Source organism: Antrihabitans stalactiti (assembly GCF_012932915.1).
In the GTDB taxonomy this organism is placed as follows: Bacteria; Actinomycetota; Actinomycetes; order Mycobacteriales; family Mycobacteriaceae; genus Antrihabitans; species Antrihabitans stalactiti.
Window position 1 is genome coordinate 641,114 of the sequence record NZ_VCQU01000002.1, and the last position, 22,478, is coordinate 663,591.

Here is a 22,478-nt window from a genome sequence, read left to right on the forward strand (position 1 = left end):
CATCCTACGATTTCTAGATTTGCGCCGAAACTCCAGCCCTGCATGATTCTCCATTTGTCACTGCTGCTGGCCGCCGACCAATTTGTTGTTCGGCATCCAGAATTGCCAACCAGCGGGCGCCGGCGGCCATGCCGGATCAGGCTGCCACCCCGAGGGAGGGCCTCACCTGTCCTCGGGACCGCCAGTTGGGTGGCGGATTGAATCGCATATTCTGATCCCTCTTCGAATCGAGCGCCCCGCACGCGACTTTCTGTCACCCGCATCCGACTGCGAGAGCAGCCGAATGATGCAGTCTTCGGCTGCAGGAAGTCGGCAAGTCTTCCTGTGTGCAGAACGGCTGTGATTGGCTGACTTCGGCAGCAGTACGCATCGCGGCAAAGCAGGAGGCCCACATGGTGGCAACACCTGTTGGCAGCCGCGACGTTTATCCGCCGGGCAAATCGAGTGCGGCCGCAGAGGTGCGCGGCGTTCGGCTGCACGACCTACGTCATACCTTCGCAACGATGCAGCTGTTGCCGGGGTGCATTTCCTGCAAGTGTCGAGATGGCTCGGGCACGGCCAACCGAGCCTTACCCTAGACGTCTACGGCGACTGGATTCCTGCCGAAGACCGCGGCGCAGGCAACCAGCTACCGGAACCAACTGCGCCTACTCTCGTTGCTCCGCCGGACGTTCTTTCGAATGTGGTGCCGCTGTTTGGTCGCACGAAAATCCGGCTAAACAGCTGGAAGAGCTCGATTCGGTCCGCGCCGACCCGTCCACCAAAGGGCGCCGCCAACCAATAGCAACGCCAAAGCTGTTCCGCCCAAGACGGACAGCAGCACCTTCCGATCGTGGTGCATAACTTGACAGTGCTCGTAGGCGGCCGCACCCACGTTTGCGTCGGCCATCATCGCGTTGAGCGCGGCTTCGGCTGACGCCTCTGGCGATCTATAGCCGTTGAAGTAACCGGCTGGTCCGTCGTAGGTGGACTTGTATGTCCACGTGTCGGACGACGCCCAGACCGTTCCGCAGTCACCAAACTCGTCACGCATTGTGGTGGCCATCAACGGAATCGTGATGATGACGAGGACCAGGGCAGCGACTGCCGCTAGCATCGCCCACACTCGACGACCGGGAACCGAAACGACGATGGTCCGCTGCGCGGGTTGTTGCTCGGACATGGCCGTGGCCCTCCTTAAGAATGCACACCCCCCCGAGCGCTGATGCTGATCCCCGGCGGCGAGCTTTTGGGAAGCGCTTTACTTGCAGGAACGTAGCATTATTCGTCCGTATGGCGCGGTTAGACGACAGTATTGTTAGCCGGGCAACCAGCTACCCGAACCCACTGCGCCTACTCCGTTGAAACTGGTGCAACTGTTTTGTCGACGCTCTGGTTAGGTGACGGCAAATTGCATCAGGTGGGCTCACCGATTTGGCGTACGGGATCGCCAATATTCACCGTGACGACTCGTTTCGAAGGCGACTCTGACTCGCTCGGTTGGTTGGCGATTCGTTCACGCCCGGGCACAATGCCCTCCATAACTTCCGCCAGCGACGCCGTGGTCGTGAACATCCCGAGGCCGGCAGTCATCCGATAGGTTGCCGCCCTGCTAAACCGCGGATACACATCGATGATCTTGACTCGCAAGCGCTCGATTGGCCGCTTTCCAAGCTGGTCGCCGGTGTCGGGATCAACGACAGGAACTCCATCGGGATCCATTACTGAGAAGATCATTCCGAGTTCGACCCCGTCGTCCTCGCCCTTGTTGATGACTAGAACATAACGATCTTCGATGTCGGCAACCTTGCCTCGAATCTGATTCTGCTCAAGCATTGCCGTTACTGCCTCCGCCACTGTTGTTACTTCCGCCGCGCTGGATCTGCTGCCGCTGGCCGATCCGCGCTCGATCCTCGTCGTAAGCTGCCTCTGCCTCCTGCGCCGCCGCGTCGGAAAGATCCCGCCACTGACGCAGCGCTTGATAACCCTGACTCATCGTCCCCTGGATGGAGGCAATTGCGCCGTAGAGCTCCTGCAATGCGCGCTGCTGATTACCTTCATTGAGTCGGTTCGCGGACTGCGCAACGTACTGGTTGATGTCGAACACTCGCTGAATCATCACGTTGATGGTGTACGCGGCACTTTTCACGTCCCGATGGAGTTTCTTATTGGCGTCGCGGCGGTAATAGAGGTCTGCCGCCCAGAGTCCGAACAGCGTGCCGAGAACGGGATTAAGACCCTGCGAGACCTTTCCGCGGGTGCCGTCGATGGCGAATCCGCAAATGGCGCTTACGATCACCAGCACCAACAGGACGACGCCAATTGCGTAGTACCACCACGGCTGCCTTTGCGGAAGCGGTTGATTTGCCACGTCGTCGGGAACTCCATCAGGGGCTTGCTGCTGTACGGTTGGCCGGCACGATCGTCTCACGTCGGTATTGGGGTGACGGCGAGGCGCGCCCGGCAGGCTATCCCGACGACGCCGCGCGTTGGATGGCACGGGGGTGGGGCTGTGAATGACGAAACCCCCAGGTCCGCGGGCTAAAAGGCCGCTAGCTGGGGGTTTACCTGTGCCCTCGGTGAGACTCGAACTCACACTGGACGGGTTTTGAATCCGTTTCCTCTGCCAATTGGGATACGAGGGCGTTTGCGAGCGGGCCCGTGGAGCGGGCGGTGCTGCGGAACACGACTATAGAGAATGCGCTTCCAGCCGCAACCACCGGTACCCTGCGTACAAAGCTTCGGGGCGATGTCCCGCATTGCCAATGAGGGGACAAGGAACCGATGAGTACAGCTGAAGTGCGCAGCAGTGGCCCGCGACGTGTTGTGGTTGCCGAGGACGAGGCGTTGATCCGTATGGACCTCGTCGAGATGTTGTCGGAGGAGGGGTACGAGGTCGTCGGGGAGGCGGGCGACGGTCAGCAGGCTGTGGACCTGTCGATCGAGCACCGCCCGGATCTCGTGATCATGGATGTGAAGATGCCGCGCCGTGACGGCATCGATGCGGCGGCGGAGATTGCGACGAAGCGGATCGCGCCGGTCGTGATTTTGACCGCGTTCAGCCAGCGTGACCTGGTGGAACGGGCCCGCGACGCGGGTGCGATGGCGTATTTGGTGAAGCCGTTCTCCAAGTCGGATCTGGTTCCTGCGATCGAGCTGGCGGCGAGCCGGTTCTCGGAGATTTCGGCGCTCGAAAAAGAGGTGGCCGGTCTCAACGACCGTCTGGAGACGCGCAAGTTGGTCGAACGGGCCAAGGGCGTGCTGATGAAGACGCAGGGGCTGTCGGAGCCGCAGGCGTTCAAGTGGATCCAGCGGACCGCAATGGACCGCCGGACGACGATGAAGGCCGTCGCCCAAGTTGTGATCGACAACCTCAAGAGCGAGTAAAACCGGCTGCGCAGCACTACATCGACGCGAATGTGACGAAATCGCACCCAATGTGATGCATCGGTAACGCGACGAGGTTATGTTCTCTCCGGGCTGGCGCAGTCGGCCCTCCGGTCAACAGCCGGAGAGCAATGAACTCGGAGGTGAAAACGTGCATCGTCGTGCAGCGAGGGGCGCGTTAATCGTTGGAGTCGCGGCCACGCTCGTCTTGGCCGGCTGTGGCGACAAGAAGACCGACAGCAAGTCGAGCAGCGAATCGGGGTCGGAGACTTCAACTGGGCTCAGCATCCAGCCGGAGCTGCAGGTCGACCTCGAAGGTAAGGAAGTTCCGGCGACGAACGCATCGTCGGCAGCGAACCCTGCCGGCGACGGCACGGCGAAGTGCGATCCAGTGTCCATCGCCATGGCTGGCGCGCTGACAGGTGAGGATGCCGCACTCGGCATCAACATCATCGACGGCGTGAAGCTCGCGCTCGATCAGCACAACAAGGCCAATCCGGGCTGCCAGGTGGAGCTGAAGAAGTTCGACACCGAAGGCAACCCGGAGAAGGCCACCCAGGTCATCCCGAACGTTATCAACGACAAGTCGGTCATCGGCCTCGTCGGCCCCGCCTTCTCGGGTGAGACGAAGGCAACCGGCCAGACGCTGAGCGACGCCGGCCTCGTGTCGGTGACGTCGTCTGCGACGAACGCCAAGCTGACCCAGAACGGGTGGAAGACCTTCTTCCGCGGCCTTGCCAACGACGACATCCAGGGTCCGGCTGTTGCCAAGTACCTGACCGGCACGCTCGGCTACAACAAGGTGTGCGTGGTTCAGGACAACACCGACTACGGCACCGGTCTGGCGAAGGCCGTGACCGAGGCGCTCGGCTCCGCAGCCGATGAGAACTGTGCGGCGAGCATCAAGAAGGGTGACAAGGACTTCAACGCCACGGTCACCAAGCTGAAGAGCGCGAACGCGCAGGCCATCTTCTACTCGGGCTACTACGCCGAGGCCGCCGCGCTTGCCGCGTCGCTCAAGAAGAACGGCGTCAACGCGGTGTTCGTCTCCGCTGACGGCTCGAACGACCCGGAATTCGTCAAGCAAGCAGGCAGCGCGTCCAAGGACGCAATCCTGTCGTGCCCCTGCGGTCCGGCACCGGATAAGTTCAAGGCCGAGTACAAGGCTTTGAACGGTCAGGACCCGGGTGTTTACTCGGTCGAGGCGTACGACTTGACGACCATTCTGCTCAAGGGAATCGACTCGGGTAAGGTCACCCGCGCCGACCTCCTCGAGTTTGTTCGGTCCTATGACGGCCCGGGCCTGGCCCGTCAGTACAAGTGGAACGAGAACGGCGAGCTTTCCACGGCACTGATCTGGGTCTACAAGGTCAAGTAATTCCAGCGACGGCTGACTGTGGGTGCGGGGGTCCTGCTGGACCCCCGCACCTGTTGTCTTGATATTGCGAAAGTGCAGGCATGACCGCAACCACCGACATCTTGGCCGCCTCGATCGATTTCAACTTCTCAGGGGTCGCGGACAACTTCTGGCAGCTGACGATCGACGGCTTGGCGTACGGCTCGATCTACGCGCTGGTGGCGGTCGGATACACGCTGGTCTACGGCGTGCTGCGCTTGATCAACTTCGCACACTCCGAAATCTTCATGCTCGGAATGTTCGGCCAATACGTCGGTCTGGAGCTGCTCGGCTTCGCCCCGGCCGGTGACGCGTACAGCGTCGGCGTCTTCCTGACGGTCTTGTATCTGGGTTTGGCGGTGCTGATCGGTATGGCCGTGGCCGGCGGAGCCGCCGTGGGCCTCGAGCGAATCGCGTACCGACCGTTGCGCAAGCGTGGCGCAAAGCCACTGATCTTCTTGATCACCGCGATCGGTATGTCGTTCATCATCCAAGAATTCGTGCACTTCGTGCTCCCGAAGATCAAACCCGGCCTCGGCGGATCGACCGCCCAGCAACCGATTTCTTTGGTCGAGCAGAAGGATCAGTTCTCGATCTTCTCCGGCGTCGTCAACAACATCACGATCATCATCATCGTGTCCGCGCTGGTCCTGGCCTTTGCGACCGAAGTGCTGATCAACCGCACGAAGTTCGGTCGTGGCATTCGCGCTGTCGCGCAGGACCCGAACACCGCCACACTCATGGGTGTATCGCGCGAACGAATCATCATGCTGACGTTCCTGATCGGCGGCGTTCTGGCCGGCGCGGCAGCACTGCTCTACACGATCAACTTGCCGTCGGCGATCATCTACTCCGGCGGCTTCATTCTCGGCATCAAAGCCTTCAGCGCGGCGGTTCTCGGGGGAATCGGAAACTTGCGCGGCGCGCTCCTCGGTGGCCTGTTGCTGGGGCTGATCGAGAACTACGGTCAGATCTTCTTCGGTTCGCAGTGGCGCGATGTCATCGCATTCGTGCTGCTGGTCCTCGTTCTGATGATCCGCCCCACCGGCATTCTGGGTGAAAGTCTCGGAAAGGCACGCGTGTGACCAACCTGACCAAGGGAGCAACCCCGCCGTCGGAGCCCCCGCCGCCTGCGGTGCCACCGACGCCCGCGGTGCCGCCAGTCCCACCGCCGGTGCCGCGACGCGGCGTGGGCGACTCGGTCCGTACGTGGTGGGACGGGCTGTCCCGGCCGGCCCAGTGGGCGTTCGGCGCTGTCGTCGTCGTATTGATCGCGATCGTCCCGGTGTATCCACCGCCGTTCCTCGATACGCCGAGCACGTCGTTCTCGGCTGTGATGGCGCAGTTCGCGATGATCGCGTTGCTGGCAATCGGCCTCAACGTCGTCGTCGGGCAGACCGGATTGCTCGATCTCGGTTATGTCGGCTTCTACGCCGTCGGCGCGTACACGGTCGCAATCCTGACCAGCCCGGACAGTCCGTGGAACCAGACGGGACCGGACGGATTCTTGAGTTCCGGCTGGGCGTGGTTGGCGTGCTTGCCGTTGGCGGTTGCGATCACCGCAGTGTCGGGTCTGATTCTCGGGACGCCGACCCTGCGCTTGCGTGGTGACTACCTGGCCATCGTGACCCTCGGGTTCGGTGAAATCGTGCGACTGCTCGCCGACAACCTGCCCGAAATCACGAACGGCAGCCTCGGCCTGAACCGCGTCGAATATCCGCATATCGGCGAGTCGGCGTCGGATCCACAAGGCGTGTTCTTCAAGGGCAACATCTACGACCGGCTCAACGTCGGCGTGTGGTGGTTCTGGTTCGGTCTCGTGATGATCGTCATCGTCCTGCTGCTCGTCGGAAACCTCGAGCGCAGCCGGGTCGGCCGCTCCTGGGTCGCCATTCGTGAAGACGAGGACGTCGCCGAGATCATGGGTGTGCCGACCTTCAAATTCAAGCTCTGGGCGTTCACGATCGGCGCGGCGATCGGTGGCTTGTCGGGTGCCATGTACGCCGGTCAGGTGCAGTTCGTCACCCCGACGAACTTCAACATCATCAACTCGATGCTGTTCATCTGCGCTGTCGTGCTCGGCGGCCAGGGCAACAAGCTCGGCGTGATCGTCGGCGCGTTCATCATCGTGTATCTCCCGAACCGCTTGCTGTCGGTGGAGGTCGGCGGGCAGTCGCTGGGCGAATACAAGTACCTCTTCTTCGGCCTGGCTTTGGTCGCGCTGATGATCTTCCGGCCGCAGGGTCTGTTCCCCGCGCGCCAGAAACTGCTCGCGTACGGCAGGCAGATCTATCAAGCGGTCCGCCGCCCAGTCGCCAAGCCCGAAGACGCGATCGGAGCGTCGAAATGACGAACCCAGGCGACGCGCTGTTCGGCAACGAGGACATGGCTGCGAAGTCCGCGCCGGAAGTACCCGTCGAGGAAGCCGGAATTGTCGACGTCTCGGCGATCGATCCAGCTCTGGCGGATCCGGACGCGGTTGCCGACGTTGTGGCACCGACTCGCACCATCGAGACTGCAGTCGGCGACGCGCTCATGCGAACCGAGGACCTGACCGTCAAGTTCGGTGGCCTCACCGCGCTCGACGCCGTCAGCTTCGAAATTCGCCGCGGCGAAATTCTCGGTCTGATCGGTCCGAACGGTGCGGGTAAGACGACGTGCTTCAACGCGATCACCGGCGTCTACCGGCCGTCCTCAGGGACTGTCTTCTTCGACGGGAAGCCGTTGACCAAGACGAAGCGCAATGCGATCACCCGGCTCGGGATCGCGCGGACCTTCCAGAACATTCGCTTGTTCAACGAGATGACCGCGCTGGAGAATGTCGTCGTCGGCACGGACGCTCGGCACAAGACCTCGGTGCCCGGCGCGATCTTCCGGACCCCGCGCCACCGCCGCGAGGAGCACGACGCGGTCGAGCGTGGCATGGCGTTGCTGGAGTTCGTCGGCATCGCTCCCCGCGCGGTCGAGAAGGCGAAGAACCTCTCCTACGGCGACCAGCGCCGGCTCGAGATCGCACGCGCGCTCGCGACCGAGCCGAAGCTGCTGTGCTTGGACGAACCCGCTGCAGGGTTCAACCCGAGCGAGAAGGCCGCATTGATGGACCTGATTCGCAAGATCCGTGACGACGGTTTCACGGTGCTGCTGATCGAACACGACATGCGGCTGGTCATGGGAGTGACCGACCGTATCGTGGTTTTGGAGTTCGGCAGAAAGATCGCCGACGGACTGCCGGCCGAGATTCGCGAAGATCCGGCCGTAATCGCTGCTTACTTAGGGGTGCCAGACGATGTCACGGCATAGAAAACCGGATACCGACGAATTTCCGGTCGTGCAATCCGGAGCGCCGATGCTCGAAGCAATCGACCTCGTCGTCAATTACGGCAGAATTCAAGCACTTCACGGGATTTCGCTGCAGGTTCAAGCCGGTGAGCTGGTCACGCTGCTCGGTGCCAACGGTGCGGGCAAGACGACCACGATGCGCGCGCTGTCCGGCTTGCTGCCGCTGACGCGCGGCAAGATCATGTTCGACGGTCGCGACATCACGCACATGAAGGCCCACGATCGCGTCAAAGCCGGCATGATCCAGGCTCCTGAAGGGCGTGGCATTTTCCCCGGCATGACCGTGCAGGAAAACCTCGACATGGGTTGCTATGCGCGCAAGTTCGAGTCGAAGGCCAAGTACAACGAGACGTTGGAGTGGATCTTCGAGCTGTTCCCGCGGCTGCTCGAGCGTCGCACCCAGGTCGGTGGCACGTTGTCCGGCGGCGAGCAGCAGATGGTTGCCATCGGCCGGTCGCTGATGGCGCGCCCGAAGCTCCTGCTGCTCGACGAACCGTCGATGGGCTTGGCGCCCATGATCATCCAGCAGATCTTCCGCATCATCGCCGAGATCAACGCGCTGGGAACGACGATTCTGTTGGTCGAGCAGAACGCTCAACAGGCGCTCACTCGCACCCACCGCGCGTACATACTGGAAACCGGCGAGGTCACCAAGGACGGGACCGGTAAGGACCTGCTCGCGGATCCGGCCATCAAGGCGGCGTACCTCGGCGTCGGTTAGCTGAAGGGGGAGCGGTTGCCGTTCGAGCCAGGCACGACGTTCGCGGGCTACGTGATCGAGCGCGCCATCGGCGCGGGCGGCATGGGGACCGTCTACGTCGCCCATCAGTCGCAGTTGCAGCGTCGCGTGGCGCTCAAGCTGCTCAACGAGCAGCTGTCCGCCGACACAGATTTCCGTCGCCGATTCACCCAGGAAGCGATTCTGGCTGCGCGGCTTTCGCACCCGAATATCGTGTCGATCCACGATCAGGGGCAGGCGCAGGGCCAGCTCTGGATCGCGATGCAATACGTCGACGGGACGGACGCCGCTGGTGCGCTTCGTGCGGCGCGCGGTCAGCTCGACCCGAGCCGCGCAGTGGGGATCATCGAGCAGATCGGTTCCGCGTTGGACTACGCGCACCGGGCCGGACTGGTTCACCGTGACGTCAAACCGGCCAACATGTTGCTGGCGCACGATGATTCAGAACGCGCACTGCTGACCGACTTCGGGATCGCGAAGGCGGCAGACCTCGCCGGGCTGACGCAGACGGGCGGCGTCGTCGCGACGTTTGCGTATGCGTCGCCCGAGCAGATCGACGGGCGGCCGGTCGACGGTCGATCCGATCAATATTCGCTGGCCTGCAGCGCTTTCGAACTGCTGACGGGTGCGCGACCGTTCGTCGGCGACAGTGCCGCGTCGGTGATGTTTGCCCACATGCACAAGCCGCCGCCATCGGCGAACGCGCTGGCGCCGCATCTGCCTCCTGCCGTGAACGACGTGTTGGCGCGGGCGATGGCGAAGAATCCCGCCCAGCGATTTGCGACGTGCGCCGAGTTTGCGTCGGCATTGCGCCAGGCGATCACGGCACCGGCCCGGACCGCTGTCGACTATCAGACATACGAGCCGACTGTCGTTGCCTCCCGACCACTGATCGTCCCGCACCGCTCGCGACGCCGTCCGCTGCTGGTGGGTGCAGTAATTGCTGTCGTTGTCGCGCTCACTGCCGGCCTGGCCGTGTGGAAGTGGCCGAGCGACAAGGGCGGCGGCGACACTCGCGCTGACGGATTCCCGATCGCCCAGAACACTGCCGCCCACTTCCTGATCGACAAAGACGGCAAGACGGTCGAGCGAACGGCCACGCACGCGGTCGATCCCGCCGGTGACGGCCGGGCAGAGTGCAGCGGCCTCTCGATTGCTGTCGGGGTATCCGTGGTGTCGACCGATGGCGCGGGCTCGATCAGTGACGGCGTTTTCAATGGCACGAGCCTGGCCGTCCGCGCGCACAATGCCGCGAACCCCGGCTGCCAGGTCGGGCTCCAGAATGTCGATATCGCAGGTGCAGGCGGACTTCCGGTCGCGTCCGGCGCCGTCACGTTGATTTCCGCAGACACGTCGATCATCGGACTCGTCGGCCCGGTGTTTTCCACGGTCGCCGAGCAGGTCGGGGGCCAATTCGACAGCGCCGGTTTGCCGTTCGTCACACCGTCGGCAAGTCGGCCGGGTTTGACTGCATCGCATTGGGATTCGTTCTTTCAAGCGACAACCAACGACCCCGCGCAGGTACCTGCGATGGCGGGCTATCTGAAGAACGTTCGCCGCGTCGCAAAGGTGTGCGTCGCGAGTGATGGATCCGATGTCGGCAACAACCAGTTGCGGGTAATGAACGAGCGGTTGGGCGCGGTCGCGGATACGAGTTGCTCCGGTTCGGGCGCGACCGTCGAGAACATCAAGAGGTCGGCGCCGGATGCCGTGTATTTCGGCGGTTACACCGAGCCTGCGAAGACGCTGTGGCGACAGCTCGACGTCGCGGGGGTGCGGTCGCTGTTCACGGCGAGCGACGGCGTCTATACAAAAGATTTCGACGGCGACTTCACGCCAGGTCCGGCGGTCGTGACGTGCGGGTGCGGACCGGGTTCGCAGGATTTCACAGCTGCGTATGCCAAGGAGTTTCGGTCGCAGCCGCCGTTGTGGGCGGTCGAGGCCTACGACGTCGCCACGATCATGCTGACCGGCATCGATTCGGGCGCACACGACCGCGCGGCACTGACCAAATTCCTGCGCAACTACTCCGGACCAGGCATTGTGCGCGACTACCGCTGGACCGGTCCGGGTGAGCTCGCGGAGCAGAACGTGTGGGCTTACGCCGTCGGGAAGTGACGGCACCCGGAACGTGTCGGAGCCGTTCCCTAGACTCACTGGCGTGAGCCCCGCAACCGTTCAACGGTCCTTACCGACATCCGCTGAAGAAACGCCGAAAAAGCCGGTGTTAATGCTGCTCGACGGGCATTCGCTGGCATTCCGGGCGTTCTTCGCGTTGCCTGCGGAAAACTTCAAGACGGTCAGTGGGCAGACGACGAATGCGGTCTACGGGTTCACCGCGATGCTGATCAACATTCTTCGTGACGAGGGGCCGACGCACATCGCCGCAGCGTTCGACGTGTCTCGCCAGACGTTCCGCGCGGAGGCGTTTCCCGAGTACAAGGCAAACCGGAGCAGGCCGCCGGACGAGTTCAAGGGGCAGGTCGAGCTCACCAAGGATGTGTTGGGCGCCTTGGGTATTCCGGTGATGGCGCAGGCGGGCGTCGAGGCCGACGACATCATCGCGACGCTCACCACCCAGGCGGTCCCGCTGGGGTTCAAGGTGCTGATCGTGACAGGTGACCGCGATGCGATTCAGCTGGTCAACGACGACGTGACGGTTCTCTATCCCAAGCGCGGCGTCTCGGAGATGACGCGGTTCACTCCCGAAGAGGTCGAGGCGAAATATGGCCTGACGCCGAAGCAGTACCCAGATTTTGCAGCGCTGCGCGGCGACCCGAGCGATAACCTCCCCGGCATTCCCGGGGTTGGGGAGAAGACCGCCGCGAAGTGGATCAGGGAGTTCGGCGACCTGAATGCGCTCGTCGATCGCGTCGATGAGGTTCGCGGCAAGGTCGGCGATGCGCTGCGGGCGAACTTGTCCAGCGTGGTGATGAACCGGCAGCTCACAGAATTGCTCAAGACGGTCCAGCTGCCGTACACGCCCGACCAGCTCGAGCACGGTCCATGGGATCGCGACAAGATTCACCAGCTCTTCGACGATCTCGAGTTCCGGGTACTCCGCGATCGGTTGTTCGAGACTTTGGCGTCCGCAGAACCCGAAGCCGAAGAAGGCTTCGAGATCAGCGGTGGCGCAATTCCGGCCGGCGAGGTAGGCGCGTGGCTTGCGGCGCACGCGTCGGGCGGCGTGCGGCACGGGATTTCGATCGTCGGAACGACGACGCCGTATGGCGGCGATGTCAAAGCAATCGCCATTGCCGCGGGCGACGGCGAGGGCGGATATATCGAGACGACGGCACTCACCCCTGCCGACGAGAAAGCTCTAGGGGAGTGGCTCGCCAACCCGGCCGAGCCGAAGGTCATCCACGAGGCGAAGGCCGCGATGCACGCGCTGCGCGGTCGCGGGTGGGAGCTCGGCGGGCTGACGAGTGACACCGCACTCGCGGCTTATCTGGTTCGGCCCGGGCAACGCAGTTTCTTCCTCGACGACCTCTCGTTGCGCTATCTGAAGCGCGAACTTCGGGTGGAAAAGTCTGACCAGGGCCAACTTTCGCTGCTCGACGACGAAGAGCAACTCGGTGCCGACACTGCCGAAGCCGAGATCCTGCGTGCCCAGGCGGTGGCCGATCTTGCGACCGCGTTCGACGAAGAGTTGGAGCGCATCGAGTCGACGGCACTGCTCACCGAGATGGAGCTGCCGCTGCTCACGGTGCTGGCGGATCTCGAGACCGCAGGCATCGCGATCGACACCGATCACCTCAACGACCTGCACAGCCGCTTCTCCGAAGAGGTGAACCGCGCAGCGAACGAGGCGTACGAGGTGATCGGCGAGCAGATCAACCTCGGCTCGCCCAAGCAATTGCAGGTCGTGCTGTTCGAGAAGCTCGACATGCCGAAGACGAAGCGCACCAAGACGGGTTACACCACCGACGCCGATGCGCTGGAAGGGCTGTTCGAGAAGACGCAGCACCCGTTCCTCGAGCATCTGCTTGCTCACCGCGATGCGACGCGGCTCAAGGTCACTGTCGAGGGGTTGCTGAAGGCAGTCTCCGACGACGGCCGGATCCACACCACGTTCAACCAGACGATCGCCGCGACCGGGCGGTTGTCGTCGGTCGAGCCGAACCTGCAGAACATCCCGATCCGGACCGACACAGGCCGGCAGATTCGGGACGCGTTCGTTGTCGGCGAGGGCTACGACACGCTGATGACCGCCGACTACAGCCAGATCGAGATGCGGATCATGGCGCACCTCTCCAAGGACGAGGGACTGATCGAAGCCTTCAACACCGGCGAGGATCTGCACAGTTTCGTTGCGTCGAAGGCGTTCGGTTTGCCCATCGACGCGGTCACGCCTGAGCTGCGGCGTCGAGTGAAGGCGATGTCCTACGGGCTCGCGTACGGCTTGAGTGCATATGGCCTCTCGGTGCAGCTCAAGATCAGCACCGAAGAGGCGAAAGAGCAGATGGACGTGTACTTCGCACGGTTCGGCGGGGTGCGCGATTACCTGCGTGAGGCCGTCGAAGTAGCCCGCAAGGTCGGCTACACGCAGACGCTGTTCGGTCGTCGGCGCTACCTGCCAGACCTCGATAGCAGCAATCGTCAACGCCGTGAGGTTGCCGAGCGCGCAGCGCTCAACGCACCGATTCAGGGCACGGCGGCCGACATCATCAAAGTCGCGATGATCAACGTGCAGAAGGCGCTGGCCGCGGAGAAGTTGAAATCGCGAATGTTGTTGCAGATCCACGACGAATTGCTGTTCGAGGTCGTCGACTCCGAGCGCGAGCAGGTCGAGAAGTTGGTGCGCGAGAACATGGCATCGGCCATCGAACTGTCCGTGCCCCTGGATGTGTCGGTCGGCACTGGTCGTAGTTGGGACGCGGCAGCGCACTAGAACTACAACAGCCGCACCCGAAAGCGGGTGCGGCTGTTGCGAGATCTAGAAGTCTTCCGGCCTGTACATCTGCCGGACCTCGACCTCGCCCTCCCACCCGGGCCACAGGTCCTTGTGCAGCTGGAGCAACCAGACTGCGCCTTCCCGGGCCTCTTCGAGGGAGTTGTAGTTCTGGATCGCGTAGCCGCCGACGAGTTCTTTGGCTTCGCTGTACGGACCGTCGACGATGGTGCCGCCGGACAACCGTAGTTTTGCGCCACCTTCGCGGAGGGTGCTCAATCCGCCCATGTCGACCATGGTGCCGTTCTTGAACGCTTCTTCTCCGGCCTTGGCCATGGCGTCTGTGAGCGCCTGTGGCGGTGCGCCGTATTCCTTGTCGCTTCGTACCCAGCTGATGTAGCGCATCGGCTTTCCCTTCGTGTCGGACCGGGTTGTCCTCACTACCGCGTCGAACAACCTAACGGGATTTCGACACGAAGGGACGAGCTTTCTACTTCGCTTCGTTCTCGGCGATCTGGCGACGGACGTCGTCCATGTCGAGGGCCTTGATCTGGGTCACGAGGTCCTCGAGTGCCGGTGCGGGGAGCGCGCCGGGCTGTGCGAACACGAGTACGCCTTCGCGGAAGGCCATGATCGTCGGGATCGACCGGATGTTGGCGGCCTGTGCGAGCCCTTCCTCGGCCTCGGTATCGACCTTGCCGTGCACTACGTCGGGGTGTGCCGCGGATGACTTCTCGAAGGTAGGAGCGAAGGCACGGCACGGACCGCACCACTCGGCCCAGAAGTCGACCAGCACGATGTCGTTGCCGGTGACGGTCTCGTCGAAGTTCTCTTGGGTCAGGGTCTGAGTGGCCACTGCATTCCTTTCGCTTGGATGTCTAAGCCATTCAACGCCGAGGGGGCGTCGATTCTTCCGCGATTGTCCACGCTCGTCGTTGTTCGCCGTCCCACCGCCGAATCCCGACTGCCGTCGCCCGGATATCGCCGCCGGTCAGCACGGTGTTGATCGCGGCACCGAGCTGGTCCGGCTGGACTCGCCGTGCGAGCGTCACATGCGGGGTCCATGCGTCGGGTGCAGTGTTCGTGGCGATGCCGGGCGAACCAGCGACGATGTGATGTATTCGGTGCTGCAGGTCGAGCAGATGAACTGTGGGGACGACGAGCCGAACCAGGATCGGCCGTCGATCGCCGAACACCATCACAGCGCCGATTCGAAGCGGAAACGGTGTGAAGTCGAGGTCGTGCTCGAGGCGTCGTTCGATGCGGGGCCAGATCTCTTGCGCGACGGCGAGTGTGACGTGTGGCCGATGGGGTTCGTGCAAGGCCGGCAATCCAGCGTCGGCCAACGACTGCCATTGCCGACTGATTGCGGCCTCGGCTTCGGCGTCGAGGAGCAACTCCACCGACTGGACCATGATCGCCATGGTAGTGATAGGGCGTGATTCGACTAGGCGTGATCGAAGGCGACGGCATCGGCCACGAGATCGTGCCACCGACGCGGCTCCTCGTGGACGAAGCGCTCGCCGTAGTGGGGGCGCCCAAGGTCGAGTGGGTGCCGCTCGCCATGGGGCACAGTGCGATCGAGGAGTTCGGCGCGCCGCTGCCGGAGCAGACGCTGACGGCACTCGACGACGTCGACGGCTGGATTATCGGACCGCACGACAGCGCCTCCTACCCGCAGGAGCATCGCCGCGGCACGCCGCCGGGTGGTGTGGTGCGCAAGCGGTTCGGTCTGTTCGCCAACGTCAGGCCAGCCCGGACCTTCACCGGGCTGCGGTCTGTCGCGTCGCAGATGGACCTCGTCATCGTCCGCGAGAACAGCGAAGGGCTCTACGCAGATCGCAACATGTTCGCGGGAGCGGGGGAGTTCATGCCGACTCCCGATGTTGCGTTGTCGGTCGGTGTGATCACCCGGGCGGCGTCGGAACGTATCGCGCACACGGCGTTTCGGCTGGCTCGCGGTCGGCGAAAGCACGTCACCATCGTGCACAAGGCAAACGTTCTGCCGATGACGACGGGCCTGTTCCGCGATGTGTGTTTCGAGGTCGCGCAGGGGTACCCGGACGTGCGCGTCGACGACGAACACGTCGACGCGATGGCAGCGCATTTGGTGCGCGATCCATCGAAGTTCGACGTCGTCGTCACCGAGAACCTGTTCGGCGACATCTTGTCGGATCTGGCGGGGGAGTTGAGCGGATCGCTCGGTCTCGCCGCGTCTTTGAATTGCTCGGACACGACTGCGATGGCGCAAGCCGCGCACGGTGCGGCACCGACGATCGCGGGCCACAACCGGGCGAACCCGTCAGCGCTGTTTCTCTCTGCGGCAATGCTTTTGGAGTGGCTCGGTGATCGCCGCAGTGACTTTCTCCTTACCCGCGCAAGCCATCGAATCAGCGCTGCTGTTGCTGGCACCTTCGAGGCAGGCACCGCGACAGCAGACCTCGGCGGTTTGGCATCGACCAGCACCTTCACCGAGCACGTACTTGCCCGGATTCACCGGCGCTGAGCGGCTTTGCGAAAGGTTCCGCGGATTCTCAATTGGGATTAATGTTCGGTTACGACCTAGCAGGCGCGGTCTCCGTGATCTACATTGCCACGGCAGGGCAACGTTGCCTGGGTGCCGACCAATCATTGGAGGACGTCCGTGTCTGATCGATCTGTATTTTCCCGCAGTCGATTTGTCCGCTCGATAGTTGCGGTCGCCGGAGTCGGCGTCCTTGCGCTGGCCGGGTGCGCAAACAACGATGAGGACACGGGCAGTGCGGCGTCAGGATCATGTCCGACCACCACGGCCGCCCCCGACCCGGCTAATCCCGACGCACCGGCAGGCTCCCTTCCCGAGAAGATCAAGAGCTCGGGCAAGTTGGTCGTCGGCGTCAACATCCCGTACGCCCCCAACGAGTTCAAGGACAGCTCGGGGACGATCGTCGGCTTCGACGTCGACCTGCTGGACGCCGTCGCGGGAGAACTCGGACTGAAGACGGACTACAAGGAGTCCGACTTCGACAAGATCATTCCTGCGATCCAGGCGTGTTCGTACGACGTCGGTATGTCGTCGTTCACCGACTCGAAGGAGCGCGAGAAGCAGGTCGACTTCACCACCTACTTCAGCGCAGGCATTCAGTGGGCGCAGCAGACCGGTAAGCCGATCGACCCGAACAACGCCTGCGGCAAGAAGGTCGCCGTCCAAGCCACGACCGTCGAGGACACCGACGAGATCCCGGCAAAGAGCGATAAATGCGTGAAGGAAGGCAAGCCCGCGATCGAGAAGGTGAAGTACGACCGGCAGGACGACGCCGCAACCAATCTCGTTCTCGGCAATGTCGACGCGATGTCGGCCGACTCACCTGTCACCGCATATGCCATCAAGCAGAGCGGCGGCAAACTCGAACCGGCAGGTCCTGTCTTCGATTCCGCGCCGTACGGCTGGCCGGTTGCCAAGGGATCGCCGCTGGCGACGGCGTTGCAGAAGGCTCTGCAGAAGCTGATCGACAACGGCCAGTACAAGACGATCGCCGAGAAGTGGGGCGTGGAGGCCGGTCTGATCGAGAAGCCGGTCATCAACGGCGCGACCAGCTGACATGGACCCGGTAGTCGACGAGCCTGTTCCGATCAAGGCGATACCGCTTCGTCGGCCGGGCAGGGTGATCGCCGCTGTCGTCGTGCTCGTGCTTGCTGGGCTGTTCATCTACGGCGCGGCGACCAACAAGGCGTACGGCTGGGCGACGTATCGCAAGTACCTCTTCGACCAGCGGATTTCGGCGGCCGCATGGACGACGATCCAGCTGACGGTGCTCGCCATGGCCATTGCCGTCGTCCTCGGTGTACTGCTTGCGGTGATGCGGTTGTCGCCCAATCCTGTTCTGCGGTCGGCGTCCTGGGTGTACCTGTGGATCTTCCGCGGCACCCCTGTCTATGTGCAGCTCGTGTTCTGGGGGCTGTTCCCGTCGCTGTACAAGACGATCGTGCTCGGTATTCCGTTCGGTCCACAGTTTGCGCACTTCGACATCCAAGGGCTAAGCGCCGCTTTTGCTTTCGCCGTGATCGGGCTGGGGCTCAACGAGGCCGCGTACATGGCGGAGATCGTGCGTGCCGGTATCAACTCGGTCGACGAAGGCCAGACGGAAGCGTCTGTTGCACTGGGTATGTCGTGGTCGTTGACGATGCGACGAACGGTGCTGCCGCAGGCGATGCGGGTCATCATCCCACCGACCGGCAACGAGCTGATCAGCATGTTGAAGACGACATCGCTGGTCACCGCGGTGCCGTACAGCAAGGAGCTCTACGGCGTCGCCCGCGATATCTCGGGTACCAATTTCCAGCCGATCCCGCTGCTGCTCGTGGCGGCGACCTGGTACCTCGCAGTGACGAGTGTGTTGATGGTTGGCCAGTTCTACCTCGAGCGGTATTACTCGAAAGGCGTGTCCCGCAAGCTGACAACCAAACAACTCAAGGCGATGGCCGGCATGGCCGGTGGCGGCGGTGACGCGCAGTGACCTCTCTTGAGAAGGCGCCGGACACCGCTTCCGTTCCGATGGTCAGGGCCGAGCGGGTGTGCAAGAACTTCGGGGCACTCGCGGTGCTGAAAGGGATTTCGCTCGAGGTCGGGCGTGGTCAGGTGCTGTGTATGGTCGGTCCGTCCGGTTCCGGCAAGTCGACCTTTCTGCGCTGCATCAACCACCTCGAGCAGGTGAACGCTGGCAGGCTCTATGTCGATGGCGATCTAGTCGGGTATCGCCAGAAGGGCGACAAGCTCTACGAGCAGGCCCCACGGGTCGCCAACAAACAGCGTCGTGACATCGGGATGGTGTTCCAGCACTTCAACTTGTTCCCACACCGGACGGCGCTGGGCAACGTCATCGAAGCACCGATCCAAGTCAAGGGCGTCCGCAAGGCCGACGCGATTGCGCGCGGACGAGAGCTCCTCGAACGAGTTGGCCTGCAGGACAAGGCGGACACCTATCCCGCGCAGTTGTCCGGCGGACAGCAGCAGCGCGTGGCGATTGCGCGAGCGCTGGCGATGGATCCGAAGTTGATGCTGTTCGACGAGCCGACCTCGGCGCTCGATCCCGAGTTGGTCGGCGAGGTGCTGGCTGTCATGAGGCAATTGGCAAGCGACGGCATGACGATGGTCGTCGTCACGCACGAAATGGGATTCGCCCGTGAGGTCGCCGATCAACTGGTCTTCATGGACGGCGGTGTCGTCGTCGAAGCCGGTGATCCACGAGAGGTGCTGACGAACCCGCAGCACGAGCGGACGAAGTTGTTCTTGTCCCGACTGTTGTGACGTCAGCGCAGTTTTGCGCGCGGCGCGGAGGCCAATAGGAAGAGCAGATCGCAGTCCGTGACCGGCGCGCTGTAGTAGTTGCCTTGCGCTACGTCGCAGCCGTAGCCGGCGAGTGTCTTCGCGGTCTCCGTGTCTTCTACACCCTCGGCGACCGTGGTCAGCCCCAGAGTGTGAGCGAGGTCGATGACGGCACGCACGATCGACGCCGCACGGGGATCGTGCGTAATGGGGGCGATGAACGAACGATCCAATTTCACCTCGTCGATCGGCAGTTCGCGCAGGTAGGACAAGGCGGAGTAGCCGCTCCCGAAGTCGTCGATCGCGATGCGGATCCCGAGTTCGCGTAGTCCGACGAGTACGGTGCGGGCTCGGTCGAGGTTGCCCAAGAGGAAATCTTCGGTGATTTCGACCATCAACGTCGTCGGAGCAAGATCGCGATGGGCCAGAGCCTGCGTGATCCGGGTCGGCAGATCCACATCGCCCAAGGTCGGTGGAAACAGGTTGACCGCAACCGGCAGCGGATGTCCGCCGGCGTGCCATGTGGCCGCGTCGTCGAGGGCTCTGTCGAGGACCAAGTCGGTCATCGCGTGCATCAGTCCGTGCTGCCGGACCAGGGGTAGGAATTGGTCCGGATAGAGCATGCCTCGGTCGGGGTGGAGCCAGCGGACCAAGGCCTCCGCGCCGATGAGGCTGCCGGTGCGAAGGTCGACCTTGGGCTGGTAGTGCACGGCAAGTTCGCCGTCGCCGATCGCGCGGCGTAGCTGCCCGAGCAGTTGTATGCCAGCCCGGGTCGTCTCTTGTCCGTCGGACTCTTGGCTGTACACCGCGTGGCGGGTTTGGGTTCGTTTGGCCCGGTACATCGCCACGTCGGCGCGGCGGAGCAGTGTGCCGATATCGCGACCATGGTCGGGACTCAGCGCGATACCGATGCTTCCTCCCGTCGCCACCGGCAGCCCGTCGAGGTCCACCGGCGTGTCCAGGGCGGCGACGAGGGCGGCAGCCGCCCGTAGCGCAGCTTCTGATTCGGCGTCCGAAAGCAGCAGGGCGAATTCATCGCCACCGAGCCGGTAAAGCAGGTCGCCGTCCTGCAGTGTGGTCGTCAAGCGGGCCGCAACGACGCGAAGTAACTCGTCGCCCGCAGCGTGTCCCAGCGAGTCGTTGACGTCCTTGAAATGGTCGAGATCCAGCAGCAATAGCGCGACCGGTCGTTCGTTAGCTGCGCCCGCGAGTAGGAGATCGGCGTTGCGCAGCAGTTTCCTGCGGTTCCCCAAGCCGGTCAGGTCATCGGTGATCGCATCATGTTCGGTCTCCTGGATCATGGTCAGATGTGCGCGGAAGGTCAGTGCGAAGCGCACGACGACGGCGACGAGCGTCAGCGTGGTCAACGAGACGGCCAGGGTGTTGTGGCGGTTCGTGAGCCCTTCGTACGCCGCGAGACAAACCGTGGCGAGAGCGAAAACGAACGGAAACGCGACGACGCTCCTCGGCGTCACGGCATGAGTCAGTTGGCGTGCCGACGGCGCCCACGCAGCGGCTGCAGCGACGAGCAACACGGCCAGGACCCAGTACGAATCCAGCCCGCTGGCGGGGACAAAGGTCCCTTTCACCTGTGCCGACAGGTACAGGGTGTCGTCGAGCCCCAGCGCGGCGAAGCCGATGATGACACCGACAAGTGCACGCGACGGGCGCCAGCCCAGCAACGCGCAGGAGCCGATCCCGAATCCGACCACGAGCAGATCGCCCAGGACGTACACCACGTTTCCCGGTGAGCCCGCCAGCGCGGCTTGTGGATCGATGATCACGTCGAAGATGACGACCACACCGATCGAGGCAACCGCCAAACCACCGATCACGCCGTCGAGCCAGAGGTCCGCGCGTGCGCGACTGCGTTGAGAGCGCACCAGCAGGGCAATCGCGACGAGCACCAACGGATACATCGGCCACGCGACGACATCGGAGGCCGCGGGAAATCCTCGTGGGCTGTCCGACTGTGCCGCCACTGCCACGCACGCTGCGCTCACGGCGTAGAACCCGAGCCCGCACGCGAATACCAGCCAGGTCGCGCGATCTCGTCGGTCCGACAGTGCGCGCGCTGCGGACGCGGCAGCGCAGAGGAGGAAGACGACGAACGGCGTCCATTGGCTGACGACGAAGTCCCAGTGCCCGCGTCCGATATTGAACGTTGTGTATGCGCCGTGCCAAGCGAAGACGACGAACCCCAGCGTCCACAGCACCCGCGAAACGGTGACCGCATGGGTGACACCCACGGGCGCGAATTCGCCCCCCGTTCGCCTGTCGGCCGTCGGGTCGAGACTGAACCTCATCGTTGCTTCTTTCGCAGTCCTCGACGCGCTGCACTACACCAGATCATCGCACTGGTATCGTAGTGATATCACTTTGGTAGCACGAGAAGGGCATGGAAATGGAGCGGCAAGCGTTTCGGTTGAACGGATTCCTGGTGCTGTTGGTGCTGGTGGTCCTGTATCTCGCTGTCGTAGGGGCAGGGGCGGCAGCGGGCGGGGCTGCGGGCGCGAGCGGTGGACTCGTCGTCGGCGGCATCTTCTTCCTGCTTCTGATGACGGGGTTCACGATCGTCAACCCCAACGATTCGCGGGTCGTTCAGTTCTTCGGCCGGTACATCGGTTCGGTCAACCAGCCGGGGTTCTCCTGGGTTGTTCCGCTATCGTCTCGTCGGCGAATCACCCTGCGGGTCCGCAACTTCGAGACTGCGAAGCTGAAGGTCAACGACGCCGACGGTAACCCGGTCGAGATTGCAGCAGTCGTCGTCTACAAGGTCACCGACAGTGGCAAAGCGGCATTCGCGGTCGACGACTACGAGGAGTACATCGCGATTCAGTCCGAGGCGGCGGTCCGGCATCTGGCGACGACGCATCCCTACGATTCACACGACGAAGGACGGACCAGCCTTCGCGACGGCACCGAGGTGGCCAACGAGTTGACCATCGAACTTCGCGAACGCACCGAACTCGCCGGCGTCGAGGTGCTGGAAGCGCGGATCACCCACCTTGCTTACGCACCCGAGATCGCGCAGGCGATGTTGGTCCGGCAGCAGGCCTCCCAGGTGGTCGCGGCACGCAGGCAAATCGTCGAAGGCGCGGTCGGCATGGTCGGACTCGCGCTCGACCGTCTCGCCGAACAAGGCATGGTCGAACTCGACGAAGACCGCAAAGCGTCGATGGTGTCGAACTTGTTGGTGGTGCTCTGCGGCGACCGTGCCGTCCAGCCCGTCGTCAACACCGGCACCATCTATGGGTGATGCGGCGCCATGGCTGAGCGCAAAAAGATTCTGTTGCGGTTGGACCCGGCGGTCCACGATGCGATTGCGAAGTGGGCCGCCGACGACCTGCGCAGTGTCAACGCCCAGATCGAATTCGCATTGCGACTGGCGCTGACCGAGGCGGGTCGCAAGATTCGCTGACCGTGCGCGCGTCTCACC

At 63.2% G+C, this 22,478-nt stretch carries 21 protein-coding genes and 1 tRNA gene; 14 read left to right on the plus strand and 8 right to left on the minus strand.

The features are described from left to right. Positions 1 to 715: 715 nt before the first annotated feature. From FGL95_RS08715 to FGL95_RS08730, 4 genes are all read right to left on the minus strand, one after another. The gene (locus FGL95_RS08715) at positions 716 to 1,162 is read right to left on the minus strand and encodes a hypothetical protein (RefSeq protein ID WP_169585799.1); all 447 of its coding nucleotides are present in this window, start codon (positions 1,160 to 1,162) and stop codon (positions 716 to 718) included. A 233-nt stretch (positions 1,163 to 1,395) separates the two neighbouring features. After that, positions 1,396 to 1,836, minus strand: a complete 441-nt coding sequence (locus FGL95_RS08720; RefSeq protein ID WP_169585800.1) for a hypothetical protein — start codon at positions 1,834 to 1,836, stop codon at positions 1,396 to 1,398. Next, complete coding sequence (locus FGL95_RS08725) at positions 1,808 to 2,350, minus strand: hypothetical protein (protein WP_169585801.1); 543 nt, start codon at positions 2,348 to 2,350, stop codon at positions 1,808 to 1,810. Before FGL95_RS08725 ends, FGL95_RS08720 begins: the two co-directional genes overlap by 29 nt. A gap of 200 nt (positions 2,351 to 2,550) precedes the next feature. Next, a tRNA-Leu gene (locus FGL95_RS08730) sits at positions 2,551 to 2,624 on the minus strand. A gap of 139 nt (positions 2,625 to 2,763) precedes the next feature. Between FGL95_RS08730 and FGL95_RS08735 the strand changes: the two genes are divergently transcribed. The 8 genes from FGL95_RS08735 (at position 2,764) to polA (ending at position 13,734) form a co-directional block, all read left to right on the plus strand. After that, on the plus strand, positions 2,764 to 3,366 hold the full coding sequence (locus tag FGL95_RS08735) for an ANTAR domain-containing response regulator (protein ID WP_169585802.1): 603 nt from the start codon (positions 2,764 to 2,766) through the stop codon (positions 3,364 to 3,366). Between the two features lie 151 nt (positions 3,367 to 3,517). Next, on the plus strand, positions 3,518 to 4,744 hold the full coding sequence (locus FGL95_RS08740; protein WP_338079767.1) for a branched-chain amino acid ABC transporter substrate-binding protein: 1,227 nt from the start codon (positions 3,518 to 3,520) through the stop codon (positions 4,742 to 4,744). Between the two features lie 80 nt (positions 4,745 to 4,824). Beyond that, a complete protein-coding gene (locus tag FGL95_RS08745; RefSeq protein WP_169585804.1) occupies positions 4,825 to 5,847 on the plus strand; it encodes a branched-chain amino acid ABC transporter permease in 1,023 nt (340 codons plus the stop codon). 68 nt (positions 5,848 to 5,915) lie between these two features. Then, entirely contained in the window at positions 5,916 to 7,112 is a 1,197-nt protein-coding gene (locus FGL95_RS08750; RefSeq protein WP_169585928.1) for an ABC transporter permease subunit, read from the plus strand. Further along, positions 7,109 to 8,062 carry an ABC transporter ATP-binding protein gene (locus FGL95_RS08755; protein ID WP_169585805.1) on the plus strand — a complete coding sequence of 318 codons (954 nt, stop codon included), beginning with the start codon at positions 7,109 to 7,111 and terminating at the stop codon, positions 8,060 to 8,062. Before FGL95_RS08750 ends, FGL95_RS08755 begins: the two co-directional genes overlap by 4 nt. Next, positions 8,049 to 8,822, plus strand: coding sequence for an ABC transporter ATP-binding protein (locus FGL95_RS08760; protein WP_240962819.1), 774 nt, complete (start codon positions 8,049 to 8,051; stop codon positions 8,820 to 8,822). The genes FGL95_RS08755 and FGL95_RS08760 overlap by 14 nt, the downstream gene beginning before the upstream one ends. 15 nt (positions 8,823 to 8,837) lie before the next feature. Next, positions 8,838 to 10,958: a bifunctional serine/threonine-protein kinase/ABC transporter substrate-binding protein gene (locus tag FGL95_RS08765; RefSeq protein ID WP_169585806.1), complete on the plus strand. Its 2,121-nt coding sequence runs from the start codon at positions 8,838 to 8,840 to the stop codon at positions 10,956 to 10,958. Between the two features lie 43 nt (positions 10,959 to 11,001). Beyond that, complete coding sequence (gene polA / locus FGL95_RS08770) at positions 11,002 to 13,734, plus strand: DNA polymerase I (protein ID WP_338079768.1); 2,733 nt, start codon at positions 11,002 to 11,004, stop codon at positions 13,732 to 13,734. A gap of 45 nt (positions 13,735 to 13,779) precedes the next feature. On the opposite strand, the gene FGL95_RS08775 is transcribed toward polA, so the two are convergent. The 3 genes from FGL95_RS08775 to FGL95_RS08785 form a co-directional block, all read right to left on the minus strand. Then, the gene (locus tag FGL95_RS08775) at positions 13,780 to 14,139 is read right to left on the minus strand and encodes a YciI family protein (RefSeq protein ID WP_169585807.1); all 360 of its coding nucleotides are present in this window, start codon (positions 14,137 to 14,139) and stop codon (positions 13,780 to 13,782) included. Between the two features lie 85 nt (positions 14,140 to 14,224). After that, positions 14,225 to 14,590 carry a thioredoxin gene (trxA, locus tag FGL95_RS08780; protein ID WP_169585808.1) on the minus strand — a complete coding sequence of 122 codons (366 nt, stop codon included), beginning with the start codon at positions 14,588 to 14,590 and terminating at the stop codon, positions 14,225 to 14,227. A gap of 31 nt (positions 14,591 to 14,621) precedes the next feature. Further along, the gene (locus FGL95_RS08785) at positions 14,622 to 15,149 is read right to left on the minus strand and encodes a 2'-5' RNA ligase family protein (RefSeq protein ID WP_169585809.1); all 528 of its coding nucleotides are present in this window, start codon (positions 15,147 to 15,149) and stop codon (positions 14,622 to 14,624) included. 26 nt (positions 15,150 to 15,175) lie between these two features. Between FGL95_RS08785 and FGL95_RS08790 the strand changes: the two genes are divergently transcribed. From FGL95_RS08790 to FGL95_RS08805, 4 genes are all read left to right on the plus strand, one after another. Further along, positions 15,176 to 16,240, plus strand: a complete 1,065-nt coding sequence (locus FGL95_RS08790) for an isocitrate/isopropylmalate family dehydrogenase (protein WP_169585931.1) — start codon at positions 15,176 to 15,178, stop codon at positions 16,238 to 16,240. Between the two features lie 138 nt (positions 16,241 to 16,378). After that, the gene (locus FGL95_RS08795; RefSeq protein ID WP_169585810.1) at positions 16,379 to 17,314 is read left to right on the plus strand and encodes a transporter substrate-binding domain-containing protein; all 936 of its coding nucleotides are present in this window, start codon (positions 16,379 to 16,381) and stop codon (positions 17,312 to 17,314) included. A gap of 1 nt (position 17,315) precedes the next feature. Beyond that, positions 17,316 to 18,230: an amino acid ABC transporter permease gene (locus FGL95_RS08800; RefSeq protein WP_169585811.1), complete on the plus strand. Its 915-nt coding sequence runs from the start codon at positions 17,316 to 17,318 to the stop codon at positions 18,228 to 18,230. A 38-nt stretch (positions 18,231 to 18,268) separates the two neighbouring features. Next, positions 18,269 to 19,021, plus strand: a complete 753-nt coding sequence (locus tag FGL95_RS08805) for an amino acid ABC transporter ATP-binding protein (protein ID WP_169585932.1) — start codon at positions 18,269 to 18,271, stop codon at positions 19,019 to 19,021. Positions 19,022 to 19,023: 2 nt separating this feature from the next. On the opposite strand, the gene FGL95_RS08810 is transcribed toward FGL95_RS08805, so the two are convergent. After that, a complete protein-coding gene (locus FGL95_RS08810) occupies positions 19,024 to 21,345 on the minus strand; it encodes a putative bifunctional diguanylate cyclase/phosphodiesterase (protein ID WP_169585812.1) in 2,322 nt (773 codons plus the stop codon). A gap of 92 nt (positions 21,346 to 21,437) precedes the next feature. Between FGL95_RS08810 and FGL95_RS08815 the strand changes: the two genes are divergently transcribed. Together FGL95_RS08815 and FGL95_RS08820 are read left to right on the plus strand one after the other, a co-directional pair. Further along, positions 21,438 to 22,298, plus strand: a complete 861-nt coding sequence (locus FGL95_RS08815; RefSeq protein ID WP_169585813.1) for an SPFH domain-containing protein — start codon at positions 21,438 to 21,440, stop codon at positions 22,296 to 22,298. A 9-nt stretch (positions 22,299 to 22,307) separates the two neighbouring features. After that, positions 22,308 to 22,460: a type II toxin-antitoxin system antitoxin gene (locus FGL95_RS08820; protein ID WP_169585814.1), complete on the plus strand. Its 153-nt coding sequence runs from the start codon at positions 22,308 to 22,310 to the stop codon at positions 22,458 to 22,460. The last annotated feature ends 18 nt before the right edge of the window (positions 22,461 to 22,478 follow it).